Origin of the sequence: Delftia deserti (assembly GCF_042653485.1) — a bacterium.
In the GTDB taxonomy this organism is placed as follows: domain Bacteria; phylum Pseudomonadota; class Gammaproteobacteria; order Burkholderiales; family Burkholderiaceae_C; genus Comamonas; species Comamonas acidovorans.
Genome location: NZ_JBHSIH010000001.1, coordinates 7,115,371 through 7,134,963, shown reverse-complemented (window position 1 = coordinate 7,134,963; position 19,593 = coordinate 7,115,371). Strand labels below are relative to the sequence as shown.

Here is a 19,593-nt window from a genome sequence, read left to right as displayed (position 1 = left end):
TGACCTGGAACGCAGACCACCCTAGGCTCGATCACGTAATCGTCGAACATACCTCAGAACGAGGTTACGCCATGTGCGTCCCCAGGCCACGCGCTATGCCTTCAGCGACTCCCTTCTGGCGACGTGATCTGCCAAAAGTCGATGCCTCCGCAGCCACCCACTACTCAGTGGGATGGTGACCTCATGTGCACTAGCCAACGGGCGACAAGGCAGGCGCTTCTGTCCATACCATCTACGAGCCGGGAAGACTTGTTCGCGGCCACCGTGCGGCGCGGGCGAAGAGCACTAGCACCTACTGGGACCTAAAGCGACCGGGCGTCGGTGGTAAATCGTGCGCCGTCTGAGCTGACCGATCGGTATGCAGAGGCCAGGTAGCCTGTGGCGGCGACGTACGGCTAGAGCAGTGTCGTGTTAGTGAGATGCGGACATGCGCAGTCGTGTGTTGCGGACCGGCACCGATGATCGGCCTGTCAGTGCGCTGGCCTGGGCTCCAAGCCCATGCACCGCCTCCACCACCACCCATTGACAATCCCATCAGGTTTTCAGGACAGCAGTTTGATGAGGAACGGGCTGCATTACAACCGTTTCGGTATTAACGATCCGGTGGTGGGGAGGTTTGTTAGTCAGGATCCGATATGGTTTGGTCGCGGTTGAATATCTACGAATTGGTCCCAATCCGATCGATATCCGATCCGCTGTGACTGACTTGCAGACAAGCTTAGAAGAACCTAGCGTTAGCGGCCGTCCAGTTCCGGATGGGAAAACGCACCATATCGTTCAGAAAAATTGCAGAAATAGCAATTCCACGTAGTCACGTACAAAAATCCCTGATGATATCTTGCCAGGAACAAAATTGGAATAGACAGTGCTTCAAATGGGCTCGAGTAGGGGAACCAATATGTACAAATATCGAGCCGAATCATCCCGGTAAGTAGCCGCAGCAACACTAGGCAACTATCACGCGGGCGTCATATTCACAGCAAGCAAATGACAAGCTATCTATCAAGTGCTCAAAGTGTTGAAAAGCGTGTGTAATTTGGAAAACGCATTGGAAGACATAGGACGGCGTATGGAGTCGGTGCGCCTGGAAGACGAAATTTTCCTTGTTGCTGCAACTAGGATCTTAATATATTTAATGGAGATTCATTATTAAACAATTTTGCACTATTGTTCGAAGAAAAATTTCACCTAGCTCAGTACATCGATGAATTACTAAGTGCGTATAAAATGGTGGGGTGAATGAGAGGGGTTGGGACATAAGGGACTTAGAAAATCCTGAAATAAAGTCCATATCGATTCAGTAGCTTAGGCAAGAGTTTGACACACTACCAAGTCTGGATTGGTACGATATCTGAATATACTGAATCGTGTGTAGCAGAAGGGGTTCACACAAGGTGGAGATAGAGCCTAAAATGTTTGAAAGAGTAGTGAAGTTCTCGTCTGGAATGACAATTTCTTTCCCCGATCCCCTATTTCCTCAGTAAGAGAGCAAAGAGGTTCGATGTCGTGCTTCGGCACTCTTTATGAAGAGTGTACAACTAAAAATGTTGACAAGCTCGATGGCTAAGGGAAATACTGCGATCAGGATTTCTGTGCATGTAAATCATCTTGTGACTGTCAAGCCCAAGCGAGTCCAAAATGTGGAGGGGTTCGACGTGATGGGTATGGGTGTCTTGCATGCTTATTCAGTGCGTGATAAAATCCGGTGGACCATGAATTTTGAAATAATAAATTGCAAAATTTACCATCGATACCCCTTGGGGGTAGGGGTCGTTGGGGAGGGGGCGGGCGGTTGAATGCAAGAGAAAAAACTAAAGTAGCCGGCATGCATACGCTGGATTGATCTGAAAGATAATACCAAATTACATCATGGTGTTGGTGAGTCGTGGAGCAAGTTTTATTTTTGGGTGGTGAGGGTGGGTACTTTACAAATACTCTATCGGACCAGAGCCAATTTATGGCGCATAGTGATTATATCCAGCTGGAATATCTGGAGCATACTGACCATTTTCAGATATTTCCACTACGATAATGAAGAAATCTCAATAAAGTGACACATCTATGCGCAAGCTAATATGGTCATAGCATCTTAGATGTACGGTCCCTCAGGAAGTCAAAGGTGCATTCTCATACAGCTGAACAGTCGAATGGGTTTGGGGAATAGGGATAGTCATACTACTAGGCGGGGTAGCAATCCGCCGCATGGAGCAGCGCCCGCTACGACGCCGCGTATCCGCGCAGAACTCTCTAGCTAGCGACCTGGCTGCCATCGGGCCTTGTGCCAAGCTCTACGGCACAACCCCAAGCACCGTGGCCAAGTTGGCGTGCGCGCACCTGCACGTGCACGAAGAGCCTATGGTCCCACGGACATGGTGAGCAAGCCAGCATCCTTCCAAAGAGCAAGAACAGTTGGCTGATTGCGCGCATGCGCAAGCAAGGCAGCTATCTGTCGAAGGACGATCATCATGGGGCAATTCGTGGAGACAGCACACTCAAGCACAGCCATAGCGCCTTGCATCGATGCCAGCAGCGTCACGGATCTAAGCCGACAACCCACACAATCGCACTCTGCCACGTAAGGCACTGAAGATATGTCTTCAGATGGATATGGTTGAAGTGTGAAACGTACGCTGGTTTCGTGCACATACGCAGCGCCGTAAATGAAGATCTCCAGCGGCAAACAGCACATGTTTTTGTTGCCATAAGACCTGGCGTCACAAAATTCACACCATGACTGCGTTCATTGACGGGGTCCACGAAAGCCGAGAGCGCGCGAGCGAGCGATGCCTATCAGTACCTTCGCCGTACGACAACTGAAGGACCCCAGGCGCGTGCTGCGCTCAGACTGGATGCGCCGACACGTTAGGTGTTTTTCTGTTGGTGGGTGTTTGGGTGGGTAGGGCCGTGCCTTCGGCCAGACGACGACCGCATCACCTACCTGCCCCATGAGCAGTGTCACGCTGCCCCACCGACGGCCTGGGCCGTACACCACCTTGTGGGCCTACCACTGGGATGCCGCGCGTCAACATCATGTGGGTGGGTTGCGCGTTGATGTGCCGGTATACACCGTCATCGCGGAAGGCACGTGCCCGAGGTACAGATCATCGAGCAGTGACCCCCACCGATGCCACCGCGCGCCTCCGGACAGGCCGCATAGACCCCATCCCTGTGGCCGCCGCACCATACCTCTAGCGCTGTGTTCTGTAAGGGTGCGACTGCACGCGGCAACCTCTGTCCTAGATCGTATGGGCTGATGTATCAGCCTATGGTCCATGTTGGTGTGCCCACCATTGAAGTTTGATCGCTGCAATACAACCCGCTGGACCTGGTCACACGCGTTGTCCGCGACACTGGGTGTGGGTTGTGGATGGGTGGGGGATGGGGTGTGGATGGGACCCTTCTTTGCCGGGGAGGCGGTGTTTGGCAAGTGGGGGTGCAACTAGGAATACGAACAGCCGTGGCCTACCTTGTGCAGGCCACCGACCCCTTGGGCCGCACCACGCGCTACCGCCATGACGCCCGGGGCCGCACCGTGGAAGTCATTGACGCCAAGGGAGGCTCCAAGCGCCTTGCCTGGGATGAGGCCGACCGCCTTGTGGCCTACACCGACTGCTCAGGCCAGACGACGCGCTTCGCCTACGACGTCCTGGGCCAGCCCGTGCTGCGCACCGATGCGCTGGGCCAGCAGACCCGCTACGAATACAACGATGCGGGCCAGCTGATACGTGTCATCGAGCCATCCAGCCCCGCAGGCCCCAGCAGCCAGCCCGCCAGCCCCACCCACCTCTACGTCTGGAACGGCGAAGGCCACCTGCTGGCCTACACCGACCCCATGGGCCAGAGCACCCGCTACACCTACGACGGCATGGGCCGCCCGCTCACCAGGATTGACGCCGCAGGCCGCAGCCTCGCCTACCACTACGACCGCGCCGGCCGCCTTATTGCCCTGGACAACGAGAACCACGCCCGCACCCACTTCCGCTACGACCTGCGCGACCAGCTCACCGACGAAGTCGGCTTCGACGGCCGCTGGCAGCGCTACATCTACAACGCCGCCGGTGAACTGACCCACGTCATCGAGGCCGGCGGCAGCGACGCCGGGCCCGGCAAGGTCACCTGCTTCGAGCGCGATGCCCTGGGCCGTCTGCTGGCCAAGCGCGCCCTGGGCCACACCGGCCCCGTGGAAGAAACCACCTACCGTTACGACGCCCTGGGCCGCATCCTTGCCGCCCAGAAAAACACTGCAGGTGGATCGCCCAACTCGGGCCGGAACCTGGAAACCTTCGCATTCGACCCCGCAGGCAACCTGCTCAACCCCAGCCGTGGTGGAGACCTCAGCAGCGGCGGCACCAGCAACGAACGCGAACAGGTGCCCACCAACCGGCTCGCCGTCTACCAGGACCTGCGCTTCCATTACGACCTGCACGGCAACATCGTGGAGCGCCGCATAGGGTGGCACACCGTACAGCGCTTTCGCTACAGCGCCGAGCACCAGATGCTCGAATCCACGGTCACGCGCTACCACGACAGGCCCGAACCGAAGATCGCCGGCTCGAACGCGCAGCCAGAGCCTGCCGCCACCGTCCAGACCACGCGCTACCGCTACGACGCGCTCGGCCGGCGCATCGACAAGCACGATGCCTTCGGGCGCACCACCTTCCTCTACGACGGCGACCTGCTCGCCGGAGAAATCCGTGGCTCACGCCTGAGCGAATACCTCTACGAGCCCGACAGCTTCGTGCCCCTGGCCAAGCTGGAGTCGGAATGGAAGAGCGAGGAAAACCGCAACGCACAGGCAGAAGCGGACCAAGCCAGCTTCGCCACCTACTACTACCACTGCGACCAGATCGGCGCCCCCCAGGAGCTCACCGACGAAACCGGCCGCATCGTCTGGGCCGCCAGCTACAAGGTCTGGGGCCAGACCCAGCAGTTGCAGTACCTGCGCACCGGCACGGACGATGCAGCGGTGTTCACCCACGACCAGCGCCCGCTGGCCCTGGCCGCGCAGGGTGAGGTACAAAGCCTTGCGCTGGTGGAGCAACCGCTACGGTTCCAGGGACAGTACTTTGACGGCGAGACGGGGCTGCACTACAACCGGTTCAGGTATTACGATCCTGTGGTTGGAAGGTTTGTGCATCAGGATCCGATTGGGTTTGGTGGTGGTAATAATTTTTATATCTATGGCCCCAACTCTGGAAGTTGGTATGACCCTTTTGGCTTAGCCAAGCGGCCACCACACAAGCTAAAAGCAAAAACAAAGGATGAGAATGGGAATGTTAAATCCGAAAGAGATTATGTAAGCGGAGGGATGACAGAAGAGGATAAGAAGCTTGGATATCCCCTATGCTCATTGGTGACGCACACTGAAAGAAAGGCTCTAAAAGAGGATGACTATTCGCCAACAGATACAATTGAGATGCATGGAGAATATGCTCCATGCTCGCATTGCAAAGGCGCGATGAACACTGCAGTTGATAGTGGAAGAGTTGCCCGGATATTATATTATTGGAAAGGTAAAATATGGGAAGCCGGAGCAGCTGCAAGAAAGCTGCGGAATAAGAAAAAGCGCTCCGCAGGAATGTGTTCGAATGATTAATAAAGGAAAATCATGAATGATATAAAAGAAATTATGAGCGTGGAATTGTGGCAATCAGCATCAAATGATAGAAGAAAAGAAATATGCAATGAAATATTAAATAGGCTACCTAAGAGATACAAGTTAATCAAGCCATTTATTGCGCAAAATCCAATCAACAAACAACCTATTGAAGTGCCATGCTTTTATGATGAAAAATATGAGACGCCTCTGAATCTAATATTTGGAGGAAATTTCCAATATGGATCATCGCACTCTCACATGGAAGAAATAAGAAATAAACATTTCACTGAAGAATGGCACATGATCTCACATCTCATTCATCCATCAAATGGAAACGAAAGGAAGAATGTCAATCCATTTTTAATGAGCAGATTTCCTTTGTATGAGTGGGTTGCAGAGGATAACATTGATCTATCAAGCGAATTAGAAAGGCCGGATTTTTCCAGCGAAGATGGTCCTTTTCCCATATATATAAGCGTCAACGAAGCATCTCAATTTTTAAAGAAAACTGGTTATAGGGCTCCTTGGGATTTTGAATGGGAGTATGTTGCAAAGGACTATCAGAATAATCTTTTTATTAGTGGAAACGATATTCCAAATTCTAATACTTTGGAAAAAATCTGTCTTACACAATTCGGCGATGCAAAATTAAATAAAGAAGCCGCAAATAACTTCGGCATAGCATCCCTATCAGTAGCAACATTTACTAGAATTGGACAACAAGACAGTGACATCATTATTCGAGGAGGAGGTGCTGGATTTTATCCATTTCAGCAATATTCACAGTTCGCAACATTATTGACGGAAATTCAATTACCTCTATCTAACATGCCAGGAGAATTATCTGGATTAAGGCTTTGTCTTGATATACCAAACGCCAAATAATCAATAAATTAAGCATTCGAACCGCTTTAGCCTTCATTCGCACAATCTCACTGCAGAACTGAACATGTAAGCAGCAACAGACTGACCTAATGGCTCTACTACGGCTCGGGCCACCTGCACCAGATCTCGCTGACAGTCAAGTGCTCAGCGGCATCGAACACACCCAAGGCACGCTGACCAGCCGCTATGGCTGGGACCCCATGGGCCGCCTCACCTCGCACAAGGTCAGCCAGCAAGGCGCACTCCAGGGTCAGCCCGGCAGGCCTTCACCCCAGGCCCTCTGGGACCGGGATACTCCCCTGCCCTCCGGCCAGCGCATCGCCCGCCTGTACCAGTACGACCCCACAGGCAACCTAGTCGCCACGCGCGACGGCCTGCGCGGCGACAGCCAGTACCGTTACGACGCCCTGGGCTGCATCCTTGCCGCCCAGAAAAATGCTGCCGGCGGATCGCCCACCTCGGGCCGGAACCTGGAAGCCTTCGCATTCGACCCCGCAGGCAACCTGCTCAACCCCAACCGTGGTGGAGACCTCAGCAGCGGCGGCACCAGCAACGAACGCGAACAGGTGCCCACCAACCGGCTCGCCGTCTACCAGGACCTGCGTTTCCAGTACGACCTGCACGGCAACATCGTGGAGCGCCGCATCGGCTGGCACACCGTGCAGCGCTTTCGCTACAGCGCCGAGCACCAGATGCTCGAATCCACGGTCACGCGCTACCTCGACAGGCCCGGCCCGAAGATCGCCGGCTCGAACGCGCAGCCAGAGCCTGCCGCCACCGTCCAGACCACGCGCTACCGCTACGACGCGCTCGGCCGGCGCATCGACAAGCACGATGCCTTCGGGCGCACCACCTTCCTCTACGACGGCGACCTGCTCGCCGGGGAAATCCGTGGCTCACGCCTGAGCGAATACCTCTACGAGCCCGACAGCTTCGTGCCCCTGGCCAAGCTGGAGTCGGAATGGAAGAGCGAGGAAAACCGCAACGCACAGGCAGAAGCGGACAAAGCCAGCTTTGCCACCTACTACTACCACTGCGACCAGATCGGCGCCCCCCCAGGAACTCACCGACGAAGCCGGCCGCATCGTCTGGGCCGCCAGCTACAAGGTCTGGGGACAGACACGGCAGTTGCAGTACCTGCGCACCGGCACGGACGATGCGGCGGCGTTCACCCACGACCAGCGCCCTCTGGCCCTGGCCGCGCAGGGTGAGGTACAAAGCCTTGCGCTGGTGGAGCAACCGCTACGGTTCCAGGGACAGTACTTTGACGGCGAGACGGGGCTGCACTACAACCGGTTCAGATATTACGATCCCGTGGTTGGGAGGTTTGTGCATCAGGATCCGATTGGGTTGTTTGGTGGGAATAATTTTTATTCCTATGGACCGAGCGCTCTAAATTTTCTAGATCCGTTAGGGTTAAGAACTGGTAACTCGACAGCTTTAGGGAAAGCCATCACAGGAAAAGATAATTGGCCTAGACGAAGAGCACACCACATACTTCCATCTGAGGCATATGATGATCCGAAGCGTACAGGCAGTTCGATGTTACGAGCACTTCAAGGGTGCGGAAAATTCAATCTTGATGGCAAAGGCAATGGAATTATGCTGCCTGCTAAGAAAAATTCAGCAACAACCCGATCTGCACACAGTGGATATCACAGTGACTACAATGAAGCCATAATGCAAGAGTTAGATCATATAGCTGCGACATATCCATGCCCTAATGATCAAGGTAAAGCAGTTCAGCGCTTACAGCAGAAGCTGCATGAAAGTTTAAGAAAGGGAAATCTGGAACTTCACTTCAAGAATGGTTTGCAGCCTGGCGATTGGCATTCTTTAATAAAGACATTTAGAAAGTAGTACACAATGACTATTGAAAGCCTGTTTGTTACCTCCATGGAAATTATAGATTCCAACATCTTTTTGGCAGGAAATACTATTACAGAAAACACAATAGTAGAAAGAAATCCTCGAATAGCATTAGATCTTGCCCAAGATCAGGGAATCCAAGGATTTGAACTATGGACAGATCTGCGTGAACAAATAACAAAAAATATTAATGAACGCATTTTTGATTCCAACCTTTCAAAAAGTGAGTTACTGAAATACTGGTATGATGCCGCATTTAATAAAATTGAAAATAAAATTCCAGAACAAATATACGACGCCATAGACGATATTCATTATGACCTATTTTGCATAGCCCTAAACTCAAGCTTAGGTGGAAATAAGGAAGTATTCTTCTCTCAAATTGAAGAGATTTATAAACAAGGAGGATGGCCTTGTGGATGGAAGGGGACCTATCCCCAGGGAGAAATTATTGTTTTCTTACCAAAATAGAGACAACTCAGCATTCAGATGCAAGACATAAAAATAAATCGCTGGCAAGAAAATATCCGGTAATGGTAGCATTTTCTTCGACTATAAATACCGTTACGACGCGTTGGGCCGGCGCATCGACAAGAAGGATGCCTTCGGGCGCACCACCTTCCTCTACGGCGGCGACCTGCTCGCCGGAGAAATCCGTGGCTCACGCCTGAGCGAATATCTCTACGAGCCCGACAGCTTCGCGCCCCTGGCCAAGCTGGAGTCGGAATGGAAGAGCGAAGAAAACCGCAACGCACAGGCAGAAGCGGACAAAGCCAGCTTCGCCACCTACTACTACCACTGCGACCAGATCGGCGCCCCCCAGGAACTCACCGACGAAGCCGGCCGCATCGTCTGGGCCGCCAGCTACAAGGTCTGGGGCCAGACACGGCAGTTGCAGCACCTGCGCACCGGCACGGACGATGCGGCGGTGTTCACTCACGACCAGCACCCGCTGGCCCTGGCCGCGCAGGGTGAGGTACAAAGCCTTGCGCTGGTGGAGCAACCGCTACGATTCCAGGGACAGTACTTTGACGGCGAGACGGGGCTGCACTACAACCGGTTCAGATATTACGATCCTGTGGTTGGGAGGTTTGTGCATCAGGATCCGATTGGGTTGGAGGGAGGAGAGCTTCTATATCTATATTCTCCCAATCCAATATTTTACTTTGATCCTTTAGGACTGATACGAGTTACAGGAAAGACCAAAGGTGGGCAAAACAGAGTATCTACTACTTGGAGAAGCACTAACGGACCATCTGTTAATAGAAGGCATCACCTAATACCGCAGGAAATGCTAAAGAACAAATGTTTTGTAAACAGATTACAAGCCATTGGTGCTAAAAATCCTAAAGATTTCGTAGATCGACAGATAGCCGATATAACAAATCTTCTTCATTTTGATATTCACTCTGATGGATGGAACAACGATTTTAAGTCATGGCTTTGCCAAAATCCAAACTTCTCTCAATCCGATCTTCAATCACAAATAAAGAAAATGATGAAAGACTACAATATACCAAAAAGCGCAAGAAGCTCTGGAGGAGGATATGGTGGATAAGAAACATCTCGAATATTTCAAAGATCTTCTTGAAGGTAAAGCCGAAATTTCATTTCAAGGCTATCTTGCACTCCACGAGGATTCATTGAAAAGCCAGTTTTCAGCAGCCAGGTTCGCTAGAATAAAGTTCAAAAATATTGAAGAAATTGAGAAAATTCTTATCGAAGAGAATATACCACACTCTATAGATAAGGAATCGGTGAAATACGAAAAATACCTTTCGACTTTTCACCCTGACTCTCTAAATGGAAAAGGCAGGTTAAAAGATGGCTTCAAAGAAACTCTCTTCAACGGGTTATTCAAAAAATTCAAAGAAAATGGCATTGCAGCTGCTGCAGATTTATACAAATACATAGGGTTCAAAGAAGAAAAAAAATCAAAAATAAATATAGAAAAAATGGCGGATATTGAGTATTTTGCAGAAATAGAAACAAAATTCGGAAGCAAAGATTTTGGTTTATTTATACTAAAATCACTAGCCTCCATTGGCAGGCAATTTTCAACTGCAGACGATATTTGCATGAGAGCAAAAGAAGCCATTAAAAATTTAGACAATTGATCTATTCAATATTAAAAGATAAAATTAAATAATATGATACGCGTTGTCATATGCGAACTAATTCAATAATCAGCCAGACCAATACATCGATACTCAGGACGCACCATCTTCCCATAAAGCGGTGAACTACTCCCCGGAGAAATCTGCCGCTCACACCTAAGATGTACGGTCCCAAGAAAAGGTGCGGATGCCACAGAGATCCATGCGATATTACACGACACTGTGATCAACCATCACAACGTAGGCCCAAAGACTCGCATCGTGTAGTTCAAGACGAATGGGCCAAAAGTCAAGGATATGCCAAATATAATTCAGGTGATGCGCCTTCTATTCTCTTAAATAGAAGTCCAAATCATGCCGCAATCACCACGCAACAAAATGCCAGTCGCGATGCTCGCGTTGCAGCAGGCAACGGGAAATGGTCAAGCACAATTCGAGAGGAATTTGAATATTCTTCAAAGGATCTTAAAGCTGCTGGAGTCTCGGAAAAATGCCGAAAGAGAGCACTAAAGAAGAGTTATCAGTATTTTGATGAAATTTGAGCATTTTGATTATGAATAATATTATTGAATCTATAAAAAATAGAGTATTAAATCAATATGACCGTGACCCGCCCCTAGAAGAAAAAAATATTAATGATATATCCAAAATATTAAACCTACCTGCAAATTACGTTGAGTGGATGCGCTGGGCCAACGGAGGAGAAGGGAAATTTGGTAGTCTATATTTATCATTCTGGCCAATAGATGAGCTGGAGATTCTAAATAATGATTTTTTGGTTAAAAAATATCTTGGGGATAAGGCCCTGTGTTTTGCCACTAATGGCGGTGGAGTAGGCTATATATTCAAACATCTTCCCAGTGATTCTTCCGTCTGGGCTATGCCTCTTGGTGATTTAGACTGGGCAAGCGCAAAAAAAATAGGTGATGATTTTCTCGATGCATTGCTCAATGCATTAAATCGAAGCGTCACCGAAGATTAGTCATTATGTAAAACTGCTTCATATTCACAGCGGTGCATCTATTCGTAAGCAGCTGTGCTTTTCCGGAGGGTTAGACTTGTTTAATAGATCCGCCATACACATGGCACTTCAGTACTTCCATAGAGTGGCGCGACAACTGGACAACAATCCACTGTATTTTTTAGTGGGCGCCGCGCATTGATCGCGATATGCGTTCGAGCGCACCGCCCCGCGACATAACGGCGACCTGCTCGCCGGAGAAATCCGTGGCTCACGCCTGAGCGAATACCTCTACGAGCCCGACAGCTTCGTGCCCCTGGCCAAGCTGGAATCGGAATGGAGGAACGAGGAAAACCGCAACGCACAGGCAGAAGCGGACAAAGCCAGCTTCGCCACCTACTACTACCACTGCGACCAGATCGGCGCCCCCCAGGAACTCACCGACGAAGCCGGCCGCATCGTCTGGGCCGCCAGCTACAAGGTCTGGGGCGAAGCGGTCATGCGCAGTGTGTTGCGCACAGGGACCGATGATCGACCCAGCGGAAATCGCGCTTGGGGTTCAAAGCCCGTTGCACCGCCTCCACCACCGCCCATTGAGCAACCCTTCCGGTTTCAGGGACAGCAGTTTGATGAGGAGACGGGGCTGAATTACAACCGGTTTAGGTACTACGATCTAGGATTTAATAGTTCCACTATCACACCCACACCAGGAAACAGGTAATTATGAAAATTAACACGCAAAAAGCAAAAAACTCTATTTTATCTTTAGGAGAAGCTTTTTTTCAAGATGACAAAATCTCATTGGCACAAAAATTTCAATTAAGTGCAGATCAAATAGATGAAGGGTTTGATTCACTAAAAAGATACACAAAAAATGGCAATATTAATGATCTTTCATCCCCTTCTGTAGACTGCGAGATGTCAATTGAAGAAGATGATGAAGATGAAGAAAATGAAGAGGCTCCATTGAGAATTTACTCATTAGATAGTGGGGGATGGGGATACGAAATGGATGTTCTTTTGAAAAATCAGCCATCGGATATAACAATGCGAGGAGAATTATCAGCAGACTTCAATACAAGTGATTTTGGAATAAAATTCCATTTATTCGAAGTTATGTAGTTGAAGCCGGGCAGGGTTGCAACTATATACAGCCACGCTTAGAAATTTGGCCGCAGGACTTCCGCTACGACCCCACCGGCCGCATCCTCGCCAGCCTCCCGGCACAAGACAGCCCGCTGGCCCGCGAACTGTTTGCCTTCGACCCCGCCGGCAACCTGCTGGACTCCCTACCCGGCAAAGACGGCCAGCCCGTGGACACCACTATTGGCGAGGTGGACGACAACCGACTGCGCTTCTACCAGGACCTGCACTTTGAATACGACGTGCACGGCAACGTCACAAAGCGCACCCGGGGCAACCAGAAGGCCGGCACCCAGGAAGTGCTGGACCTGACCTGGAACGCAGACCACCAGCTCATCGAATCGAACACCACACGCCACGGAGTCACTCAGGCCACGCGCTACGCCTACGACCCGCTGGGCCGGCGTGTCGCCAAAAGCGATGCCTTCGGCAGCACCCACTACCTGTGGGATGGTGACCTCATGGTGCACAGCCAACGGGGCGCAAGGCAGGCGCTCTATACACAGCCAACGGGGCGCAAGGCAGGCGCTCTATATCTACGAGCCGGGGAGCTTTGTACCGCTGGCCACCATCCAGGGAGCGGGCGAGGAACACAGCACCTACTGGTACCAATGCGACCAGATCGGTGCGCCGCTGGAGCTGACCGACGAGCAAGGCCAGGTAGCCTGGGCTGCGGACTACAAGGTCTGGGGTGAGGCGGTCATGCGCAGTGTGTTGCGGACCGGCACTGATGATCGGCCCGTCAGCGCACGGGCTTGGGGCTCAAAGCCTGTTGCACCACCTCCACCGCCGCCCGTTGAGCAGCCCTTCCGCTTCCAGGGGCAGCAGTTTGATGAGGAGACGGGGGCTGCATTACAACCGGTTTCGGTACTACGATCCGGTGGTTGGGCGGTTTGTTAGTCAGGATCCGATTGGGTTGTTTGGTGGTGAAAATTTCTATTTATATGGGGTCAATCCAATTGAATGGATTGATACTGCTGGTCTATCAACCCATCGAAATAGAATGGATCGGGTAGCAGGTAAATCTCCAGTTCATCAAACACATCAAAAAGTACCACAAGATATTTTTAACAAAAGACCTATTCTCAACTGCATAGACAGACACGCTTTGGAGAATCTTATTAATTTACCCAAGAAACAGGGCAGTTTGGAGGAAAGAAGGGAAAATGGTTTGGAAAATCCACCCACAATACTAATCACAATGACTATTCCGACGCCATATTGTCTGCAATAGATAGAGAAATAGCATCATCGGGCGGATGTCCCAAGCAACTCTCAAAAAGAGTAAATGAAATGCAGGATTTCTTACACAAAGAGTTAAAAAAGGAACACCAATAATGAAAAGTGAAGGATCTACATTCAAACTTTGGGACGATCTCTTGAAAAAAGGAGGATTCTAATGACGACCATAACTGACTTTCCGGCAGATGTGCAGGAGATTTTAATTTTCATGAGGGATAATACATTTCTCAGCACTATATATAAAGGCAGTGATAAAAATACAGAGATTGTCACAAATATACATAGAGCCTTAGAAATATATACAAATCAGGATATCAAAAAACCCTATTATTTTTTACAAGATATATTTTCCTCCGCACAAAAGAAAATTGGAATCCCGCCTCCACCCAATTATTTGGAAAAATTTGCAATACATCGAGACTCGGAAAATTATTACGAAAAAATAATAAATAACAACAAACATCTTATTATGGAATTAGGTATAGATGACGATGACTATGAATTTCTAATTAATATATTTTATGAAGATTTGTTGTTTTGCGCAAAATCCAGATTATTCTCCGAGGAAAAAATAGATTTCTTTGAAAGAGTATTTAAAATATATAAGTCATCGGGATTTCCTTGTGGTTGGAAGGGCAGTAGCAATCCGAACAAAGGTAGTTTTGTGGTTTATTCCAAGAATTAGACTCTTGGCCAATTGAAAATTGATTCGCAAAAAAAACTGTTTTCAGACGATCATCACCCATGAAATTTAATTTCATTGAGTTGAAATCGCGGAAAACTAGATTTTGCAAAACTCCTCTCAAGCAGCCTGTGCGTACATAGGCTACCGACAGCCACGACGCACTGGGCCAGCGAATCGACAAACACGATGCCTTCGGGCGCACCACCCTCCTCTACGACGGCTGCTCGCCGGGGAAATCCGTGGCTCACGGCTGAGCGAATACCTCTACGAGCCCGACAGCTTCGTGCCCCTGGCCGCCCAGGGTGAGGTACAGAGCCTGGCGCTGGTGGAGCAACCGCTACGGTTCCAGGGACAGTACTTTGACGGCGAGACGGGGCTGCACTACAACCGGTTCAGGTATTACGATCCTGCGGTAGGGAGGTTTGTGCATCAGGATCCGATTGGGTTGTTTAGTGGTGAAAATTTCTATGCATACGGTGTCAATCCAAATGAGTGGATTGACCCAAATGGTTTAAGCACTCATAGAAATAGAATGAATAAGGCCGCAGGGTTAGCACCCAAACATCAAACTCATCACAAAATTCCACAAGCATTGTTTAAAAAACGCCCAATATTAAAGTGTATAGATCAAGATGCTCTTGAAAATCCTATTAATCTACCTAAATATGCCGGAAAATTTGACGGTAAAAAAGGAAAATATTATAGCAAATCAACTCACAGAGGAAGTCACAACGAATATAGTGATGCGCTGCTAGATGCCATTGATAGAGAAATATCTTCTGCCGGCGGCTGTCCAAAAAAACTATCTAAAAGACTTGGTGATATGCAAAAACTTCCGCACAAAGAATTGAAGAATTGCACTCCAATACGAAAATCTGAAAGATCAAATTTCAAGTTGTGGGATAATATCTTAAAGAAAGGCGGTTTCTAATGATTTTAGAAAATGATTTTCCCACTAATGTTCAAGAGATTTTCCACCTCATGAAAGATGGGCCACTACTGCAAGCAACAGACAGAATTTCAGAAGAGCGAATATTAGATATTGATAAGGCGATGTACATGCAACAAGATGAAGACATAAAAAAACCTTATCGATTCATCATTGACATTACCGAAGATGCATCCGGAGAAATAGATTCTATACCTTTTGATGAGAAAAGAAAAAAATTAACAGAATTAATTGGAAACACCAATTATTTTGATCATCTCAGGGAATATTTCTCAAAACATGCCATTAGCAAAATTTTGGATCCCCAAGAAATCACTGACATATCAGAAGCCATTTATGAAGATCTGATATTATGTGCGAAAGCGAGATTGATGATGCCTAGCTCTCATCCATATTTCGAAAAAATGCTAGATGTTTATCTAAGGCAAGGATTCCCGTGCGCATGGATTGGCGGTAAAAATTGGAAGAAAGGAGATTTTGTAGTTTACTCACGAGAAATATTGGTGTAATAAAATATATCAAAATGATTCAGCTGATACGCGGGGCTGCTATCTGATTAAATCAGGCAACGCAGCCTTTCACACGGCTACGATGAACTGAGCAACCGCACGGACTGCTGGCTGCCCGGGGGCCGCCACGTCCAATGGCTCTACTACGGCTCGGGCCACCTGCACCAGATCCTCGCCGACGGCCAGGTGCTCAGCGACATCGAACGCGACGCCCTGCACCAGGAAATCGAACGCACCCAAGGCACTCTGACCAGCCGCTATGGCTGGGACCCCATGGGCCGCCTCACCTCCCACAAGGTCAGCCAGCAAGGCGCACTCCAGGGTCAGCCCGGCAGGCCTTCACCCCAGGCCCTCTTGGAGTCGGAATGGCGGAGTGAAGAACACTGTAACGTGCAGGTAGAGACGGAAGCAGCTCAGGCCAGCTTTGCCACCTACTATTACCACTGCGACCAGATCGGCGCCCCCCAGGAACTCACCGACGAAGCCGGCCGCATCGTCTGGGCCGCCAGCTACAAGGTCTGGGGCCAGACCCAGCAGTTGCAGCACCTGCGCACCGGCACGGACGATGCAGCGGCGTTCACCCACGACCAGCGCCCGCTGGCCCTGGTCGCGCACGGTGAGGTACAAAGCCTTGCGCTGGTGGAGCAACCGCTACGGTTCCAGGGACAGTACTTTGACGGCGAGACGGGGCTGCACTACAACCGGTTCAGGTATTACGATCCTGTGGTGGGCAGGTTCGTGCAGCACGATCCGATTGGTTTTTGGGTGGAAATAATTTATTTATGCAAACAATCCTCTCGAGGGGTTGCCCGGCATGGAGCGCATGCCCACCACCAGGCCTTCCTTCAATGTGGTGGCGATGCTGACCTTCACGCCGAACTAGTACGCTGTCCTGGCCTTGCCTTTGCGGATGCATTCCACCTCGGGTGCGTGCAAGGCGTACAGCTTTTCTTGTCCTTGGTGCGTTGGGCCAGGATACGGCCTGTGCGTTGCAGCAGGTCCTGGACCTTGGCCTTCGCCGCTTCGGGCAGCACGTGCATTTGGCGCTGCACCTCGCGGTGCACGCGCCCGACGCGGGTGCGCAGCGTGCGAACGGCGGGGCGCATGCGCTTGAACTGCTTGGCGTGCGCATAACGCCCGATCTGCGCGGCCAGGAATGGGGCCACCCGGTTGTAGTTCTGGCGCAGCCGCAGTCGAGATGCAAAGAACCATAAGAAAAGAACTAAGAAAAGGAACGCCTATAAATGAACAAAGAGGGAGACAGCTTCTCTCAATGGGATAAAATTTTACGAAGCTCTGGATTTTAACATGATTGATATAAATTCATTTCCTGCAAAAGTTGTTGAAGTTCTAAATTACATAAAGCAAGGTTCCATTATGGAACGAGAATACACTCCCAATGGGGATGATAAAAATGTTGCTACAGATATAAAAACAATATTGGCTGAGTATCTTGATCAAGATATCAACCCACCACATTTCCCATTGGTTGGAATAACTCAGGATGCCTCCTCAGAAATTCCGTACCCAATGGATGAGCCACTTCGAACGTTAAGGCGTTCTTTAATAGAATTTTCTGAGCAAGAAAATTTCTATAAACTTATCGCTCCAAGAATATTGTCGATTAAAGAATTCAGCAAAGATCAAGCCGAGCTTATAGCCGATGCAATCTGTAATGATCTGCTTCTTTGTGCATCATCAAGATTATTAATGACTGATTCGCATCCATATTTCGAAAACATGTTCAGCATATATAAAAGACAAGGTTTTCCCTACGGTTGGTTAGGCCAAGAAGACTGGAAATCAGGAGAATTTCTTATTTTTTCCAGGCCAACGACCTGCACGGCAACATCGTGAAGCGCCGCATAGGGTGGCACACCGTACAGCGCTTTCGCTACAGCGCCGAGCACCAGATGCTCGAATCCACGGTCACGCGCTACCACGACAGGCCCGAACCGAAGATCGCCGGATCGAACACGCAGCCAGAGCCTGCCGCCACCGTCCAGACCACGCGCTACCGCTACGACGCGCTGGGCCGGCGCATCGACAAGCACAATGCCTTCGGGCGCACCACCTTCCTCTACGACGGCGACCTGCTCGCAGGGGAAATCCGTGGCTCACGCCTGAGCGAATACCTCTACGAGCCCGACAGCTTCGTGCCCCTGGCCGAGCTGGAATCGGAATGGCGGGGTGAAGAAAACCGCAACGCACAGGCAGAAGCGGACAAAGCCAGCTTTGCCACCTACTACTACCACTGCGACCAGATCGGCGCCCCCCAGGAGCTCACCGACGAAACCGGCCGCATCGTCTGGGCCGCCAGCTACAAGGTCTGGGGCCAGACACGGCAGTTGCAGTATCTGCGCACCGGCCAAAGCAAAGAATTGGGAAATATCAAAGACTAGATCCTTGTGGTCCAACGGCACAACAGACCGTCGTTGTACAAGGAAAATCTTGTGTAGTTTTTGGCGGCATTGAAGCCAAAATGGTAGCCGACCATATTGACCCACTTGTTGTGGAGCACTATCGAACTGGAACTAACGATGTAGTTAAACAGACACAAGTTTCTTCAGTTCAGTCACACGGTCCCACATGCTCTAGAATTCAAGGCGGGCAAGCATTTGTATTCTCTAAATGTATGGCTTGGAAAATATGAACGATCACAGCAAAATCAATTCTCTTCAGAAAGAAAAATGTATTCTGGCTGGATCTCCAGAATCTTATCCGGATGATAGTTTAAAAATTGGCATCGCCTTGCAAACGAAAGGAAAACAACCCGTAACAGGAATGAGAGCCCATCCTGAAAATGGGACTGCCGGCTGGTATATTTGGGCAGGAGAGTACTCTGAAGATCCTGATTTTTTTAAGCCAATACACATTGGCCACGTCCCAGATGTATGGCCCGCACTCATGCCGTACTTGGCTCTTGCACCAGGTTATAGATTTATCATTGACAATGAGGGTTACGAGGATATTTGGCATGAGCCAGTTATTACGAAAAAATAAGAACCTTCTGCAAAACTCAGCTCTCCAAAACTTTATCTCCATCAAGTCAACTTGATACAATTTACAATTGGCCGAAAATAAAGATTTTATGCATCACCCCAAAACTAATTGGGTAAGTTCATCAACAAAGAAGCCACTTCATCACAAGGAACATCTCCTTTTTAAAAATGATTATAGATTACCAAAAAATCAACCTAATATTAAGAACATATATTAATGGAGATATATGCACAAACATTGAATCAAAAGATAAAACGCCCTCAACTAGAGAAGATGCAGTAGCAATGGGTTTCGACGGAACAGGAGATCCAAGCGATCATGAATTATTTGAAAAATACTATCCGACAGTTCGAAAAAATCAAGGTGTTAATTTTAAATTGTACACATTCAAAGGAGAAATATGGAGTAGTGGTCTTGATTTCCACGGATTTAGACTGTCAAATATTTTTAAAATAATTAATGAAAAAATAAACACAAGATTATTCATGGATGAATCAAAAACAAATGGAGCAGTTATAATAAATGACTTATGCGTTTGCAGATTTTCATATTTCAAAAAAAATCCACTTGCTCTTACTTTTGAAACTGACAAGGGAATATTTTAAGAAATGAGTGGAAAAAAAATATCCAC

15 protein-coding genes and 8 pseudogenes are annotated in these 19,593 nt (G+C 49.4%); 22 read left to right on the top strand and 1 reads right to left on the bottom strand.

What is annotated here, in order from left to right; translation table 11 throughout:
- Positions 1–3,463: 3,463 nt before the first annotated feature.
- From ACFPFG_RS33555 to ACFPFG_RS33575, 18 genes and pseudogenes are all read left to right on the top strand, one after another.
- A pseudogene (locus ACFPFG_RS33555) lies at positions 3,464–5,596 on the top strand (RHS repeat-associated core domain-containing protein); the annotation flags it as partial.
- Between the two features lie 12 nt (positions 5,597–5,608).
- Entirely contained in the window at positions 5,609–6,484 is an 876-nt protein-coding gene (locus ACFPFG_RS33550) for a hypothetical protein (RefSeq protein ID WP_183021401.1), read from the top strand.
- Positions 6,485–7,498: 1,014 nt separating this feature from the next.
- Positions 7,499–7,579, top strand: a pseudogene (locus ACFPFG_RS33540) (hypothetical protein); the annotation flags it as partial.
- Between the two features lie 33 nt (positions 7,580–7,612).
- Positions 7,613–8,344: an RHS repeat-associated core domain-containing protein gene (locus ACFPFG_RS33535; RefSeq protein ID WP_374617790.1), complete on the top strand. Its 732-nt coding sequence runs from the start codon at positions 7,613–7,615 to the stop codon at positions 8,342–8,344.
- A 6-nt stretch (positions 8,345–8,350) separates the two neighbouring features.
- Positions 8,351–8,824: a hypothetical protein gene (locus tag ACFPFG_RS33530; protein ID WP_183021407.1), complete on the top strand. Its 474-nt coding sequence runs from the start codon at positions 8,351–8,353 to the stop codon at positions 8,822–8,824.
- A 319-nt stretch (positions 8,825–9,143) separates the two neighbouring features.
- Positions 9,144–9,536 (top strand): annotated as a pseudogene (locus ACFPFG_RS33580) (RHS repeat-associated core domain-containing protein); the annotation flags it as partial.
- 364 nt (positions 9,537–9,900) lie between these two features.
- Positions 9,901–10,470, top strand: coding sequence for a hypothetical protein (locus tag ACFPFG_RS33520; protein WP_183021408.1), 570 nt, complete (start codon positions 9,901–9,903; stop codon positions 10,468–10,470).
- 161 nt (positions 10,471–10,631) lie between these two features.
- Entirely contained in the window at positions 10,632–11,012 is a 381-nt protein-coding gene (locus ACFPFG_RS33515; RefSeq protein WP_380110180.1) for a hypothetical protein, read from the top strand.
- 11 nt (positions 11,013–11,023) lie between these two features.
- Positions 11,024–11,452, top strand: a complete 429-nt coding sequence (locus ACFPFG_RS33510; protein WP_197956205.1) for an SMI1/KNR4 family protein — start codon at positions 11,024–11,026, stop codon at positions 11,450–11,452.
- A gap of 376 nt (positions 11,453–11,828) precedes the next feature.
- A pseudogene (locus ACFPFG_RS33505) lies at positions 11,829–12,104 on the top strand (RHS domain-containing protein); the annotation flags it as partial.
- 50 nt (positions 12,105–12,154) lie between these two features.
- The gene (locus tag ACFPFG_RS33500; RefSeq protein WP_374617777.1) at positions 12,155–12,553 is read left to right on the top strand and encodes a hypothetical protein; all 399 of its coding nucleotides are present in this window, start codon (positions 12,155–12,157) and stop codon (positions 12,551–12,553) included.
- A gap of 191 nt (positions 12,554–12,744) precedes the next feature.
- Positions 12,745–13,269 carry a hypothetical protein gene (locus tag ACFPFG_RS33495; protein ID WP_380110179.1) on the top strand — a complete coding sequence of 175 codons (525 nt, stop codon included), beginning with the start codon at positions 12,745–12,747 and terminating at the stop codon, positions 13,267–13,269.
- A pseudogene (locus ACFPFG_RS33490) lies at positions 13,181–13,562 on the top strand (RHS repeat-associated core domain-containing protein); the annotation flags it as partial. The gene ACFPFG_RS33495 and the pseudogene ACFPFG_RS33490, both read left to right, overlap by 89 nt.
- 411 nt (positions 13,563–13,973) lie before the next feature.
- Complete coding sequence (locus ACFPFG_RS33480; protein WP_380110177.1) at positions 13,974–14,501, top strand: hypothetical protein; 528 nt, start codon at positions 13,974–13,976, stop codon at positions 14,499–14,501.
- 334 nt (positions 14,502–14,835) lie between these two features.
- A pseudogene (locus ACFPFG_RS33475) lies at positions 14,836–15,015 on the top strand (RHS repeat-associated core domain-containing protein); the annotation flags it as partial.
- 18 nt (positions 15,016–15,033) lie between these two features.
- Positions 15,034–15,432 (top strand): AHH domain-containing protein, encoded by a 399-nt coding sequence (locus ACFPFG_RS33470; protein WP_380110389.1) that lies wholly within the window; start codon positions 15,034–15,036, stop codon positions 15,430–15,432.
- Positions 15,432–15,959, top strand: a complete 528-nt coding sequence (locus tag ACFPFG_RS33465) for a hypothetical protein (protein ID WP_380110175.1) — start codon at positions 15,432–15,434, stop codon at positions 15,957–15,959. The genes ACFPFG_RS33470 and ACFPFG_RS33465 overlap by 1 nt, the downstream gene beginning before the upstream one ends.
- 72 nt (positions 15,960–16,031) lie before the next feature.
- Positions 16,032–16,718 (top strand): annotated as a pseudogene (locus ACFPFG_RS33575) (RHS repeat domain-containing protein); the annotation flags it as partial.
- Positions 16,719–16,751: 33 nt separating this feature from the next.
- Here the strand turns inward: ACFPFG_RS33575 and ACFPFG_RS33455 are convergent.
- Positions 16,752–17,152: pseudogene (locus ACFPFG_RS33455) on the bottom strand (IS5/IS1182 family transposase); the annotation flags it as partial.
- A 115-nt stretch (positions 17,153–17,267) separates the two neighbouring features.
- Between ACFPFG_RS33455 and ACFPFG_RS33450 the strand changes: the two are divergent.
- The 4 genes from ACFPFG_RS33450 to ACFPFG_RS33435 all read left to right on the top strand — a co-directional run bounded on the left by ACFPFG_RS33450 (position 17,268) and on the right by ACFPFG_RS33435 (position 19,567).
- Complete coding sequence (locus ACFPFG_RS33450; protein WP_183021416.1) at positions 17,268–17,816, top strand: hypothetical protein; 549 nt, start codon at positions 17,268–17,270, stop codon at positions 17,814–17,816.
- Positions 17,813–18,361, top strand: coding sequence for an RHS domain-containing protein (locus ACFPFG_RS33445; protein WP_380110173.1), 549 nt, complete (start codon positions 17,813–17,815; stop codon positions 18,359–18,361). Before ACFPFG_RS33450 ends, ACFPFG_RS33445 begins: the two co-directional genes overlap by 4 nt.
- A 247-nt stretch (positions 18,362–18,608) precedes the next feature.
- Entirely contained in the window at positions 18,609–18,962 is a 354-nt protein-coding gene (locus ACFPFG_RS33440; RefSeq protein ID WP_220808886.1) for an immunity protein Imm33 domain-containing protein, read from the top strand.
- Between the two features lie 167 nt (positions 18,963–19,129).
- On the top strand, positions 19,130–19,567 hold the full coding sequence (locus tag ACFPFG_RS33435) for a hypothetical protein (RefSeq protein WP_380110171.1): 438 nt from the start codon (positions 19,130–19,132) through the stop codon (positions 19,565–19,567).
- The last annotated feature ends 26 nt before the right edge of the window (positions 19,568–19,593 follow it).

Excerpts from the sequence above, each read along its gene's own strand:
- ACFPFG_RS33550 (WP_183021401.1), top strand. The coding sequence starts at position 5,609 with ATGAATGATATAAAAGAAATTATGAGCGTGGAATTGTGGCAATCAGCA.
- ACFPFG_RS33530 (WP_183021407.1), top strand. The coding sequence starts at position 8,351 with ATGACTATTGAAAGCCTGTTTGTTACCTCCATGGAAATTATAGATTCC.
- ACFPFG_RS33520 (WP_183021408.1), top strand. The coding sequence starts at position 9,901 with ATGGTGGATAAGAAACATCTCGAATATTTCAAAGATCTTCTTGAAGGT.
- ACFPFG_RS33515 (WP_380110180.1), top strand. The coding sequence starts at position 10,632 with ATGTACGGTCCCAAGAAAAGGTGCGGATGCCACAGAGATCCATGCGAT.
- ACFPFG_RS33510 (WP_197956205.1), top strand. The coding sequence starts at position 11,024 with ATGAATAATATTATTGAATCTATAAAAAATAGAGTATTAAATCAATAT.
- ACFPFG_RS33500 (WP_374617777.1), top strand. The coding sequence starts at position 12,155 with ATGAAAATTAACACGCAAAAAGCAAAAAACTCTATTTTATCTTTAGGA.
- ACFPFG_RS33480 (WP_380110177.1), top strand. The coding sequence starts at position 13,974 with ATGACGACCATAACTGACTTTCCGGCAGATGTGCAGGAGATTTTAATT.
- ACFPFG_RS33470 (WP_380110389.1), top strand. The coding sequence starts at position 15,034 with ATGAATAAGGCCGCAGGGTTAGCACCCAAACATCAAACTCATCACAAA.
- ACFPFG_RS33465 (WP_380110175.1), top strand. The coding sequence starts at position 15,432 with ATGATTTTAGAAAATGATTTTCCCACTAATGTTCAAGAGATTTTCCAC.
- ACFPFG_RS33450 (WP_183021416.1), top strand. The coding sequence starts at position 17,268 with ATGATTGATATAAATTCATTTCCTGCAAAAGTTGTTGAAGTTCTAAAT.
- ACFPFG_RS33440 (WP_220808886.1), top strand. The coding sequence starts at position 18,609 with ATGAACGATCACAGCAAAATCAATTCTCTTCAGAAAGAAAAATGTATT.
- ACFPFG_RS33435 (WP_380110171.1), top strand. The coding sequence starts at position 19,130 with ATGATTATAGATTACCAAAAAATCAACCTAATATTAAGAACATATATT.